Origin of the sequence: Vibrio sp. 03-59-1 (genome assembly GCF_013114135.1) — a bacterium.
In the GTDB taxonomy this organism is placed as follows: Bacteria; Pseudomonadota; Gammaproteobacteria; order Enterobacterales; family Vibrionaceae; genus Vibrio; species Vibrio cortegadensis.
On the sequence record NZ_VTYA01000025.1, the window covers coordinates 22,366 to 35,401 of the forward strand.

A 13,036-nucleotide genomic window follows, 5' to 3' on the forward strand; every position below is an offset into this window, starting at 1 on the left:
ATCATCACAACAGGTACAAAAAAGCCGGCTAATTAAGCCGGCTTTTATTATTCATCATAGATATCAACTATTAAGCACCAAATGGGTGAACTTTAACAATTGTTTCGTTACGGTCTGGGCCAGTTGATACGATATCAACAGGAACGCCAGTTAGTTCTTCGATACGTTTGATGTAATCTAAAGCCGCTTGTGGAAGCGCATCAAGAGACGTTACACCATAAGTATTTTCAGACCAACCAGGCATAGTTTCGTAAACTGGTGTCGCTTCTTCAAATGCTTCAGCAGCCATTGGAGAAACTTCTAGGATAGAACCATCTTTCATCTGGTAACCAGTACAGATCTTAAGTTCTTTAAGACCGTCTAGCACATCTAACTTAGTTAGACAGAAGCCAGAAATTGAGTTGATTTGGATTGCACGGCGCATTGCCACAGCATCGAACCAACCAGTACGGCGTAAACGACCAGTTGTTGCACCAAACTCATGGCCAACATCACCTAAGTGCTTACCTACTGGATCTTGTTTTTCTAGACCATCGTATAGCTCTGTCGGGAATGGACCAGAACCAACACGAGTACAGTAAGCTTTAGCGATACCAAGAATGTAACCAATGTGGCGAGGGCCGAAACCAGAACCTGCAGCAACACCACCAGCAGTAGTGTTAGAAGACGTTACGTATGGGTAAGTACCGTGGTCGATGTCAAGTAGAGTACCTTGCGCACCTTCAAACATGATCTTATCACCGCGCTTACGTGCAGCATCTAGTTCGTCAGTTACATCGATAACCATTGAAGTTAGTAGGTCTGCATAGCCCATAGCTTGCTCAAGTACTTCTTCGTAGCTTACCGCTTCCGCTTTGTAGTAGTTAACTAATGCAAAGTTATGGTATTCCATCACTTCTTTTAGTTTCTCTGCGAATGCTTCTCTGTCGAATAGATCGCCAACGCGAAGACCGCGACGAGCAACTTTATCTTCATAAGCTGGACCGATACCACGACCAGTTGTACCAATTGCTTTTTTACCACGAGCGATTTCACGCGCTTGGTCTAGAGCAATATGGTAAGGAAGAATTAGAGGACATGCTTCAGAAATGAAAAGACGTTCGCGAACAGGGATGCCGCGCTCTTCTAAAGGTTTCATCTCTTTAATCAGGGCTTCTGGTGATAGAACAACACCGTTACCGATAACGCACTTAAGCTTATCGCGAAGAATACCTGATGGAATTAAGTGAAGAACGGTTTTTTCACCGTCAATGACAAGAGTATGACCAGCATTGTGACCGCCTTGGTAGCGAACCACGTATTTTGCATCTTCAGTTAAAAGGTCAACAATTTTACCTTTACCTTCGTCACCCCATTGGGTGCCTAGCACGACTACGTTATTTCCCATCTTTCCAATTCTGTTGCTAATTAAAAATGGATTCTAGCACTGAATCACATTTCTTGCAGTCATTTTTTAGGCATTCTAGAATCTTCACGGATAACGGATTGATAAGCATGTAGAAATCAATCAGCTTGTTTAACTCATCATTATTGCGATAACCGCTCCCGCAACCACTAAACAACCACCAATACGGCGTAGTTGATTGTCTGGTTGTTCACTCAATTGAGCCACCATATTTCTCCAACCATTTGGAGCAATCAACGGTCCAAGCCCTTCCACAATTAAAACCAAGCCTATCGCTAACCAAATCGAACTCGACATACACCAACCTAACTCTCTTAAAAACGCCATTAATAAATCAACAGGCACAAAAAAGGCCCCTTGCGGAGCCTTTTTCTTAATACTGAAGACGATAAGTCATTACTTAGAAGTAACACCTTTTGCGTCATTCATGTATTTGAAGAAATCACTCTTTGGATCAAGAACTAAGATATCACTCTTAGAGCCAAAAGACTTCTCATATGCTTTCAGTGAACGTAAGAATCCATAAAACTCAGGATCTTTGTTATAAGCATTTGAATAGATAGCGGCTGCTTTTGCATCGGCATCACCACGTGTTACACGCGCAGTTCTGTCTGCCTCGGCAAGTACTGTCGCCACTTCAAGTTCCGCTTGAGCACGAATAACTTCGGCTTTTTCACGACCTTGAGAACGGTGCTTACGAGCAACCGATTCACGTTCCGCACGCATACGTTTGTAGATCGATTCACTGATTTCGTCAGGTAAGTTGATTTTCTTCATTCTGAAGTCAACCACTCTTACACCTAAGTCTGTCAGAGCGCTCTCACTTGTATCGGCAAGTACGTTATCCATGATGATGTCACGCTGACCATCAACTTCCAATGCTTCTTTAGACGCTTCTGGGATTAATTCTGCATCTTCAACTGAAGGCAGAACTTTTTCGTTACGAGGACCAGAAACAATCTGCTTGATTTCACGAGAGCCAATTTCAGAACGTAATACATCCGTTACTTTACGTTCTAACAGAGCTTCAGCAGTCTGAACATTGCCACCACCTGTTGCTAGGTAGTATTGACCGAAATCTTCAATACGCCATTTCACGTAGGTATCGATGATGACATCTTTTTTCTCAGACGTTACGAATCGGTCTGAACGGCCATCCATCGTTTGGATACGCGCATCAAGACGATTCACACGATCAAACATTGGCATCTTAAAGTGCAAACCAGGTTCGTAAATACGTGCAGCCACATCATTGTTATCTTTAAGTACACGCCCGAAACGGATCACGATACCACGTTCACCTTCAGGAATAACAAACAATGACATCAACATAATCGCTAACGCAACGACCAATACAGGGATCATTAACTTACGCATTATTAGTATCTCCCTTGACGTGAGTTAGTTGAACGGGTTTGAGTCTCGGTTTGAGTATCTGTACGTTGAGATTCAAGTTCAATACTGTCATAAGCAGAAGACGATTTAGTCTTACGCTTAGAACTGTCACCGTCCTGGCCACTTAGCTTATCAATTGGCAAGTACAGCAAGTTACCGCTCGATTCAGAGTCAATCAGTACTTTCGATGTATTGGTGTACACTTCTTCCATTGTATCAAGGTACAAACGGTTACGAGTAACCTCTGGTGCCGCTTGATATTCTGGTAGTAGTTTCTCAAACTGAGCCACTTGACCAAGAGCTTCATTCACCGTGCGTTCAGTATAACCTTGCGCTTCTTTTTTCAGACGCTCAGCACGACCTGTTGCTTTCGGTAAAATTTCATTCTTATATGCTTCAGCTTCACGGATGAAACGCTCTTCATCTTCTCGCGCAGCAATCGCATCATCAAACGAATCTTTAACTTCTTCAGGCGGACGAGCAGACTGGAAGTTAACGTCGATAACGATAAGACCCATATCATATTTATCAATGATACTATTTAGTGTCTCTTGCGTTGTTTGACGAATCAACTGACGACCGCTGGTAAGCGTGCTGTCCATCAATGAGTCACCAATAACGGCACGTAATGCAGAATCTGTCGCTTGACGCAAACTGTCATCAGCACTCGTTACGCGGAACAAGTATTTATATGGGTCAGCAACACGATATTGAACACCCATTTCTACTGTTACTACGTTTTCGTCTTTCGTTAACATTGTGCCAGAAGCTCGCAATGAACGAATTGCTTGTACGTTTACCGCTTCGTATTCATCAATGAAACGAGGTCGCCAGTTTAGGCCTGGATCAACAATACGGTCATATTTACCAAGACGAAGGACAACCCCTCTCTCAGCCTCACCGATTGTATAGAAACCAGAAAATACCCATACCGCAATCGCAACGACAACAATTAGACCTAAGCCAATTGCGCCACCACCACCAATACTCGGGCCATTGCCACCTTTCTTACCAAACTTGCCACCCAACTTTTGACTCAGTTTATTAAAAACTTCATCTAGGTCTGGCGGTCCTTGATCTCGGCCACCGCGATTATTTTTATTACCCCAAGGGTCATTATCGCGGCCGTTATTGCCGTTGTTATTACCAGGCTCATTCCACGCCATTAGAAAGCTCCATCATTTGATATGACGTTATACTGTAGCAGTCCTTTCTGTAACGATAAAGTCACTCAAAACTGCCCCTTCTCTTTTTTCAATCCTAGACCAATCTACTTGTTGCATTCGAATATCTATCAACAAGTTACCATCTGTATCATATTCTTCTTGTTGAATACAATTTAACTCGAAGAATGTGCTACGAATTTTACCTTGATATTGAGGTGGAATTCGCAACTGATACTGTACCATCTGCTTCGCTAAGCGTTCAGTTAGAGCTTCAAATAGAAGATCCATACCGATGCCATTCATAGCAGAAACCCAAACAGTACGAGGTAAGCCTTCCTCATCTCTTTCGATACGAGGATTTTGATCATCAAGGCTGTCGATCTTGTTCATCACGACTAAAGACGGTACCTCATGGGCATCGATCTCTTCTAGTACATCATGAACCGCTTGAATGTTCTCACGAAAACGCTCATCACTGGCATCAACAACATGTAACAAAATGTCAGCTTCTTGCGTTTCTTGTAATGTTGCTTTAAATGCTGCAACTAAATCATGAGGTAAATGACGAATAAAACCAACAGTATCCGCGAGAATCGCAGGCCCAACATCGGCTAATTCGATCTTACGCAATGTAGGATCTAACGTCGCAAATAATTGGTCTGCCGCATACACTCCCGCATCTGTAATGCAGTTAAACAGTGTCGATTTACCCGCATTGGTATAACCTACCAATGAAATGGTTGGGATTTCTGCTCGATTCCGAGCTCGCCGCCCTTGCTCACGCTGCTTCGCCACTTTAGCTAAACGGCGTAGAATCGCTTTAATTCGCTCACGCAATAAACGTCTATCGGTTTCTAACTGCGTTTCACCCGGACCACGTAAACCAATACCACCTTTTTGTCTCTCAAGGTGGGTCCAACCACGGATTAATCGAGTTGAAATATGACGAAGCTGAGCAAGCTCAACCTGTAATTTCCCTTCATGTGTCCGAGCTCGTTGAGCAAAAATATCAAGTATTAAACCGGTACGATCCAACACTCGGCATTTGCACAACATTTCTAGGTTACGTTCTTGGGCTGGAGATAAGGCGTGGTTAAATATCACCACATCAGCACCCGTTAGCTGTACAGCTTGGGCGATTTCCTGAGCTTTCCCCTCTCCAACGTAGTATTTATGGTGTGGTGACTGACGACTACCCGTCACAACTTGTAGCGTCGTCACCCCAGCAGAAGACACCAGCATTTCACACTCGCTGAGATCGTCCCACTCACCTTGTTGCGTGAAGTTGATATGAACAAGTACGGCTCGTTCGCCGGCTTCATAACGGTCAAACAAGCAACCAACTCCTTATTACTTTTGAGATTTGAATATTAATCTTCAGATTTCTCTTGAGGGCGATCTGCTGGACGCTCTGCAGTATGGTGACTCACTGCTCGAGCTGGGACAACAGTTGAAATCGCATGTTTGTATACCATTTGGTTAACTGTATTTTTCAGCAAGATCACAAATTGATCAAAAGATTCGATCTGACCTTGTAGCTTAATGCCATTCACAAGGTAGATAGACACTGGAATGCGCTCACGTCGTAGAGCATTTAAGAATGGGTCTTGTAGCGATTGCCCCTTAGCCATTTTATTTTCCTTATTTGATTTTTTAGTTGTAATTATTTAGCTAGTGGTGCACTAAAAAGTGTGCGGCCTTTGCATCTGAGCTAAATGAATAATAAACACCCTATTGTCATTTAGAATTGATGATCATTGTTAAATCTTAATGACAGATCCTTCAGGGTATATTCACGCAAAAACGATCACATTATACACAGCTAATTCAATCGGATGCTATTGCATCTGAAAGAGTTTCTAACGCTTGTTCAATGTTTTCGCTATCTAACCAAGTTAAATCATCCCAACTGCGTAACCAGGTGATTTGTCGCTTGGCCAATTGACGAGTAGCGCAGACACCACGGAATACCGCTTCATCTAAATCGCACTGCCCATCTAAATAGTCCCACATCTGTCGATATCCAACACATCGAATCGATGGAAGATCTGGATGAAGATCATCTCGGGCATACAAAGTACGCATTTCATCTTCAAACCCAGCCTCTAGCATCTTATCAAAACGTAATTCAATACGACGATGGAGTTCTGCCCTTTCCTTGGGAGCTATCGCAAATTGTTTTACTCTAAATGGCAGGCTTTCACCTTTCACTTGAGTAAGCTCAGTTAGAGTTTTACCTGAAATTCGGTAAACTTCCAATGCCCTAGACAACCTTTGTGGATCATTTGGATGAATTCTTTCTGCAGATACAGGATCGATCGCTTTTAATTCATCATGTAACGCTGCCCAGCCATTCGCCAGCGCTTGTTGTTCTATTTGATGACGTATTTCAGGGTTGGCCGCTGGAAGTGGTGATAAACCTTCAAGTAATGCTTTGTAATATAGCATTGTACCGCCAACCAATAACGGTATTTTACCTTCAGAAACAATATCATTCATTGCTTCCAATGCATCGCGTCGAAAATCGGCGGCAGAATACGCTTCGCTAGGATCTAATATATCGATCAAACGGTGAGGGGCAAGCGCGAGCTCTTGATCATCAGGTTTCGCGGTTCCAATATCCATCCCTTTATAGATCAATGCAGAGTCCACACTGATAATTTCGACTGGATACTTTTGGCGTAAACGTATCGCAAGATCCGTTTTTCCTGATGCTGTTGGCCCCATTAAAAATAGCGCTAAAGGTAACTTCTGATTCATGTTCACTTTTTTATTTATATTTTTAATCAATAGCTTACCGTTTACAGCTTAAATGCTGCAACGGTGGCTGAAAAATCAATCGGTTTAACGAAATCTATATCGTCTAATGGTAATTGACCTTGCCAAAGCTGTTCGAGTTCCGCAACAATTTGAATTGCTTCAGATAAAGTGTAGCTGCTTTTTACTTGTGTTATTTGATTTGCCAGCCAAGAAGCTAACGAATCGGCATTCACTTGATCGTCTGAGAGCAGATAAGATAACAGATCTGGGATCAACTGTTGCAGGTTTTGCTGCCTTAATGGCTGCGGAACCCCCATAACCAGTATTGTTTCGTAATTTCTGGCTTTAAGCTGGATACCAAATGTCCCTAATAAAGATTGATTCGCTTCAACCAGCGCTATCATATCTTTACCAAGCTTTATCGATAACGGCACTAACAGTGGTTGGCTAGTTAAGGGATTCAAATTTGTATTAAGTTGGCCTCTAACTCGCAACCACTCACCACGAATCAGTGATACGAGCAAACAACCCGATTTTGAGCCCATCGCCAAATATTGCTGCTCAACAACACAGAGTGCTTTGCCTAATTCGACAATTTCTTGCTGATTCTTCGCCTCAGAGCTCGCCTTCCCATCAGTAACGACTTCATTCTGATCTTTTGGATCCTGAAACGCACCTTCACCTTCAGTCGTTTTCATTAACTGATGGTAAGCGTGTACTTCTTGCTTTGATGGCGCAGGTTGAGCGTGGTAACGCTTATCTTTAGAAAGCGCTGTATTTTGAGACGATGGACTTTGATGCGACGAACTTTGAGAACCAGAACTTAGATTCTTAGTGCTATAAGGCTGAGGGCTTTGGGTTGCATGATGAGGTTTAGTGACCCAATCTCGATTCGGGTAAGATTCACTCACACCATCAGCAATCGAAGGCGATCGTTCACTCTCAGCTTTACCGGGGTAAGAAGGCATTTGATCTATCACTTCTGCTGCACGTTCGGATGCAGAAAGCTCTGCACCTGCCACCTCAGCACGCTGAGTCTCGCACTCCTCCTGATGAAAGGCTGATTCTGTGACTCTAGGCTCGTCAATATGTTCACTTTGTGCCAAGGCACTAGTTAAAGCCTGATAAATGAAATCATGCACTAAGCGAGCTTGATGAAAGCGAACCTCATGTTTTGCAGGGTGTACATTCACATCGACTTGATGGGGATCTATCTCGATAAACAGAACATAAGTAGCAAACTGCTCAGGCTTCAAACTGGTGGCATAACTTTGTCGAATTGCGTGATTAATCAGCTTGTCACGCATCATTCGACCATTCACATAGCAGTACTGCAAATCACTTTGTTGCCTAGCCCCTTCAGGCGTCGTTACCCAACCATGAAGCTTTAGCTCTTGATGCTCCAACTCAATTTTAAGCATATGACGAACAAAAGAGGCCCCACACACAGCTGCAATACGCTTCTCTGCTTGGAGATCGTTTTTTGATGCTCGGTATTGACGGATCATTTTCCCGTTATGACGAAGATTGATCGTCACATCAAAACGACTTAAAGCAATGCGTTTAAGCAATTCATCGATATGGGTAAATTCTGTTTTTTCAGTGCGTAAGAACTTACGGCGAGCAGGCGTGTTAAAGAAGAGATCCAATACTTCAACAGAGGTGCCAATTGGGTGAGCCGTTGGCTGTAATTTTACCGCCATATCTCGGCCTTCACTGTACGCCGACCAAGCTTGATCTTGCGTGGCAGGTCGAGAAGTCATCGTCAGGCGAGCAACGGAACTTATACTGGCTAGCGCTTCTCCACGAAAACCTAAACTAATGATCGCTTCAAGATCATCAAGAGTATGAATCTTAGAGGTCGCATGTCGACTCAACGCCAGAGCCAATTGATCTTTTACAATGCCTTTACCATTATCGCGCACCCGAATGAGCTTAGCTCCGCCTTTCTCAATATCGATGTCGATTCGAGTCGCACCTGAGTCCAAGCTATTTTCAACCAACTCCTTCACGACTGAGGCTGGTCTTTCTACCACTTCACCTGCGGCAATTTGGTTGGCTAACCGGGCGGGTAATATTTTAATTGTCATCGTAAGAAGCCGCCTACTTATTCGGTATGATTAGCACTTGGCCAACCGCGAGTGAATCGGAGCGCAACTTATTCGCTTTGCGAAGGCTATTTACCGTAACACCATATTTAGTGGCGATCTTACCTAAAAATTCACCGCGTTTAACTTTGTGTTTTCTAAGCGGAAGATCTTTCAAACTCACTGTAATTCTTAGTTTTTGCCCTAACTTCAACGTATCCGATTTAAGTCGGTTCTCTCGTTTAATGCTCGCGACACTCACTTTATAGCGTTTTGCTACTTTGCCTAAATAATCCCCTTTTCGAACGATATGCGTCACCGTCTTCGTCTCTATTGGGTTTTTCGCTTTAGGCACAACGGTCGGCATGGAGTATCCCGGAATCGTTAATACTTGCCCAACAGCTAAGCCGGACGATTTTAATCGGTTAGCGGATTTTATTGTGGCTACCGATGTCCCGTAACGCTTTGCGATAACCGATAACGACTCACCGGCTTTGACTTTATGCTTAACCGCTTTTCCTTGAGCCTCTAAAATGGTTCCCTCTGGAGGATTAGCTTGAACATAACGAACCACCGCTTGGGTAATCGCCCTCGCTAATTTATCTTGGTGAGAACGTTGGAAAAGTAAACGCTCCTCAGTTGGATTAGAGATAAAGCCAGTTTCCACTAAAACTGAAGGGATTTGCGGTGAGCGTAAAACAGCCAAGCTGGTATTAATCGGCTTAGAGTTATGCAGTTTAGCGACTTTTCCCATCTCAGATAAAATAGATTTCGCCAGCTTATACCCCTCTTTCTGAGAATGGTTAAACTGTAAATCAAGCAAGGTTTGGTTTACATTTTTATCATTAATATTCTTAGTGAGAACCGTTCCCGTACCACCCAGTAATTCCGACTGTTTCTCATGGTTTTCGACCCAACGCGAAATTTCGGTATTGGCACGCTTTGTATTTAACACAAACACAGAGCCACCACGCGGCTTAGGCGTAGTAAAGGCATCAGCATGAATGGAGATCAGCAGGTGGGCATCATTTTCACGTGCAATCGCAACACGACGATTCAGGTTCACAAAGTAATCTGAGTTACGTGTTAGACGTGTTTTGATACCAGGAATCGCATTTAACTGTGCTGCGATCTTCTTTGAAATACTTAATGTCGCGTTCTTTTCGTATTTTCTAGACGGCCCGATAGAGCCGGGATCTTCTCCCCCATGGCCAGGGTCGATCACAATCAGAATATCTTTCTTGCGCTGAATTTGTGAGATGTCTTTATTCACCACAGGCTTCGATGGCACCTTGCCTTTAACTGCTGTTTTACCATGTGGAAAATCGACCACTAAACGGTGCCCATATTGGCCACCTGGAGTCGGGCTGAGTTTGAATAACTCAGGAGTAGAGTGCTTCTTTAATTCAAAAACGAGGCGATACGTCCCCTTACTTGGAGCGCTGCTTTTTCTCACTTTTGACAACACTGGGCTATCAGAGACCACTAGCGGTAACTTTGTGCTTAATGATGTCTTTTTCAGATCGACCACTAAGCGACTGGGGCTACTTAAAGTAAAATAGCTAAAATCAGCCTCAGATTTTAAATCAATAACAACACGAGTTTCATCTGGAGAGGGCCACACTCGCAGCCCTTCAAGCGCATTGGCAGACGCTAAAGTTGAGAAACTAAGTAGGAAAGTGATAGCAGCAATAACAACTGCTGGAATTCGTATGCTGATCAACATAGCTCCAATTGACTTAATAAAACTCGACCATAATCATTATTTGCCGTTAATAACGCCACTCGCTGTTGGTCGTCATAACGTAATTCAATATCTAAATCCGCTTGCGGTAATAGTCCTTGCCCTTTTTCTGGCCACTCTACCAAGCAAATAGCATCGTCAGTAAAATAATCACGAATCCCCATGTATTCCAACTCTTCAGGATCGGCAAGACGATATAAGTCAAAATGATACACTTGCCAATCAGCTAACTGGTAAGGTTCCACTAAGGTGTAGGTTGGACTTTTTACATTACCATCGTGTCCAAGAGCGCGAATAAATCCACGGCTAAATGTTGTTTTTCCAGCCCCAAGATCACCATGTAGATAAATGGTTGTTTGTTGAGAACAAATGCCAGCAAGCGCATTGCCCATTTGAATGGTTGCCTGTTCATCTTTCAAGGTGAATTGTTTTGTGCTCATAGATACATTCTCTAAATATTGACTGTCGACTATATAAAAATCAAAAGAGTACGAATAGTAAACCTTGTTGGTTTTGAGAGACAAGATATCAAGTGTAAGTAATCCGTAAAAATGTCACTTTATTTACGATACTCATGACTTTCCTTCGTTAATCGGCATTTTCTCTAGCAAAAGTGATTAACTCAATAAATGATTCTAGATTCTAAGTTGAAGATCCGTTAAGATCCGACCCCATTTTTTCAGAGCAATCCACTCATGAACTACGATCAACTAGCGATTCAAATTAAAATTTGGGCCCGTGAATTAGGGTTTCAAAAGGTAGGGATCTGCGATGTTGATTTACGAGAACATGAAGGTCCATTACAGAAATGGTTAGATAATGGTTACCACGGAGATATGGATTGGATGGCGCGTCATGGCATGATGCGAGCTCGACCAGATGAACTGTTACCGGGAACGGTAAGAGTCATCAGCGCAAGAATGAACTATCTGCCACCTGAAGCTATGTTTGCTTCTAACTTGAGTGATCCTAACCTTGGGTATATCAGTCGATACTCACTCGGGCGTGATTACCATAAATTGGTTCGCAACAAACTCAAAAAGCTAGGACAGCTTATTGAGCAAGAAGTCGGACAGTTTGGACATCGCCCTTTTGTTGATTCAGCGCCGATCCTTGAAAGGCCATTGGCTCAAAAGGCGGGACTCGGCTGGACAGGAAAACACTCACTCATATTAGATAAAGAAGCGGGCTCTTGGTTCTTCTTAGGAGAGCTACTGATCGATCTTCCTCTGCCTGTTGATACCCCAAGCGAAGATGAGTGCGGTAAATGCAAAGCCTGCATCACATCGTGCCCAACCAACGCTATCGTCGATGAGAAAATCGTAGATGGTCGTCGCTGCATTTCATACTTAACCATTGAATTTGATGGTGTCATTCCTGAAGAGTTTAGAACCGCGATTGGAAACCGTATTTATGGTTGCGATGATTGCCAGCTAGTTTGCCCGTGGAATCGATTTTCTGATTTAACAGACCAAACAGATTTCCACCGCCGAACCTCATTTAAAGAACCCGATCTTCTCTCGCTATTTAGTTGGGATGAAGATATGTTTCTCAAAAAAATGGAAGGTTCCGCGATTCGTCGTATCGGACATCTACAGTGGCTACGCAACATCTCTATCGCATTAGGTAATGCTCCGTACAAGCTTGCGATTGTAGAAGCTTTAGAGTCGCGGTTCGGGCTAAGTGATGTTCTGGATACTCATATTCAGTGGGCCATTCAACAACAGCTACAGCAGCTTCCAGTAGATAGCGCCCGCCATAGCACGAAAAAGCAGAGGCTTATTCGTATCGTTCAAAAAGGTTTACCAAGGGACGCCTAATTTCGAGCTTGATTAAGGCTGTCTTTTGCACAAAACCCTCTCTCAATATTTGATATTCATCTCAAAACCACAAATGTGGACAATAAATTTAATAGCGACGGTTTGATATACGCTTAGAAAAGTTAAACACAGTCTAAAGAAATGATTAGGATCAAAAAACAACAAGTTAATGATCTTTAATACAGAGGGGGAATGTCGAATAAAAACCAACCAAATCCTTAAAAAACAATAAGATAAAGAAACCCCTTCCGATATGACAACCTATTTGCCACAAAAAGATCTTTTAAACGAAAAATCAAACACACACAACAAAACACCTTATCAACCAACTTATCCACAGCTAATTTTTTGTGGATAAGTCTGTTAACGAATATACAAAGACCACTGTAAATCATCAGATCACCGTGTGTATAAGTAGCATTTCAATGGTTATTGAAAAGATAAAGACAAAAAAATATCCACCGAAGGGTGAATTTTTAATGTTTATTTGGGATTTATGCTTTCACAGCATTAGAAAGAGCGATATTAACTGTATCCACTCTCTTGATAAGAAAATGGAGCGATACATCGGGTTCGAACCGATGACCTCAACCTTGGCAAGGTTGCGCTCTACCAACTGAGCTAGTATCGCATAATCGACCGCGGGTGCGTTCAATCTA

At 42.9% G+C, this 13,036-nt stretch carries 11 protein-coding genes and 1 tRNA gene; 1 reads left to right on the plus strand and 11 read right to left on the minus strand.

The annotated features are described in order from the left end of the window. Nucleotides 1–70 precede the first annotated feature (70 nt). The 10 genes from F0249_RS18340 to tsaE all read right to left on the minus strand — a co-directional run bounded on the left by F0249_RS18340 (nt 71) and on the right by tsaE (nt 10,997). A complete protein-coding gene (locus tag F0249_RS18340; protein WP_171757425.1) occupies nt 71–1,387 on the minus strand; it encodes an adenylosuccinate synthase in 1,317 nt (438 codons plus the stop codon). A gap of 129 nt (nt 1,388–1,516) precedes the next feature. Then, nucleotides 1,517–1,702 (minus strand): DUF2065 domain-containing protein, encoded by a 186-nt coding sequence (locus tag F0249_RS18345; protein WP_113796863.1) that lies wholly within the window; start codon nt 1,700–1,702, stop codon nt 1,517–1,519. 99 nt (nt 1,703–1,801) lie between these two features. Next, nucleotides 1,802–2,782: a protease modulator HflC gene (hflC, locus tag F0249_RS18350; RefSeq protein WP_113796835.1), complete on the minus strand. Its 981-nt coding sequence runs from the start codon at nt 2,780–2,782 to the stop codon at nt 1,802–1,804. Nucleotides 2,783–2,784: 2 nt separating this feature from the next. Continuing rightward, the gene (gene hflK, locus F0249_RS18355) at nt 2,785–3,966 is read right to left on the minus strand and encodes an FtsH protease activity modulator HflK (RefSeq protein ID WP_113796833.1); all 1,182 of its coding nucleotides are present in this window, start codon (nt 3,964–3,966) and stop codon (nt 2,785–2,787) included. A 27-nt stretch (nt 3,967–3,993) separates the two neighbouring features. After that, on the minus strand, nt 3,994–5,301 hold the full coding sequence (gene hflX / locus F0249_RS18360; RefSeq protein WP_113796831.1) for a ribosome rescue GTPase HflX: 1,308 nt from the start codon (nt 5,299–5,301) through the stop codon (nt 3,994–3,996). Nucleotides 5,302–5,336: 35 nt separating this feature from the next. Beyond that, nucleotides 5,337–5,597: an RNA chaperone Hfq gene (hfq, locus tag F0249_RS18365; protein WP_017051378.1), complete on the minus strand. Its 261-nt coding sequence runs from the start codon at nt 5,595–5,597 to the stop codon at nt 5,337–5,339. Nucleotides 5,598–5,793: 196 nt separating this feature from the next. Beyond that, nucleotides 5,794–6,726: a tRNA (adenosine(37)-N6)-dimethylallyltransferase MiaA gene (gene miaA / locus F0249_RS18370; RefSeq protein ID WP_136994223.1), complete on the minus strand. Its 933-nt coding sequence runs from the start codon at nt 6,724–6,726 to the stop codon at nt 5,794–5,796. A 41-nt stretch (nt 6,727–6,767) separates the two neighbouring features. Beyond that, nucleotides 6,768–8,816, minus strand: a complete 2,049-nt coding sequence (mutL, locus tag F0249_RS18375; RefSeq protein ID WP_171757426.1) for a DNA mismatch repair endonuclease MutL — start codon at nt 8,814–8,816, stop codon at nt 6,768–6,770. A 13-nt stretch (nt 8,817–8,829) separates the two neighbouring features. Beyond that, nucleotides 8,830–10,539, minus strand: coding sequence for an N-acetylmuramoyl-L-alanine amidase (locus F0249_RS18380; protein ID WP_113796827.1), 1,710 nt, complete (start codon nt 10,537–10,539; stop codon nt 8,830–8,832). Beyond that, a complete protein-coding gene (tsaE, locus tag F0249_RS18385; protein WP_017051374.1) occupies nt 10,533–10,997 on the minus strand; it encodes a tRNA (adenosine(37)-N6)-threonylcarbamoyltransferase complex ATPase subunit type 1 TsaE in 465 nt (154 codons plus the stop codon). The genes F0249_RS18380 and tsaE overlap by 7 nt, the downstream gene beginning before the upstream one ends. A gap of 255 nt (nt 10,998–11,252) precedes the next feature. On the opposite strand from tsaE, the gene queG reads away from it, so the two are divergent. Further along, nucleotides 11,253–12,377: a tRNA epoxyqueuosine(34) reductase QueG gene (gene queG / locus F0249_RS18390; RefSeq protein ID WP_171757427.1), complete on the plus strand. Its 1,125-nt coding sequence runs from the start codon at nt 11,253–11,255 to the stop codon at nt 12,375–12,377. Between the two features lie 555 nt (nt 12,378–12,932). Here the strand turns inward: queG and F0249_RS18395 are convergent. Then, nucleotides 12,933–13,008, minus strand: a tRNA-Gly gene (locus F0249_RS18395). Nucleotides 13,009–13,036: the final 28 nt, after the last annotated feature.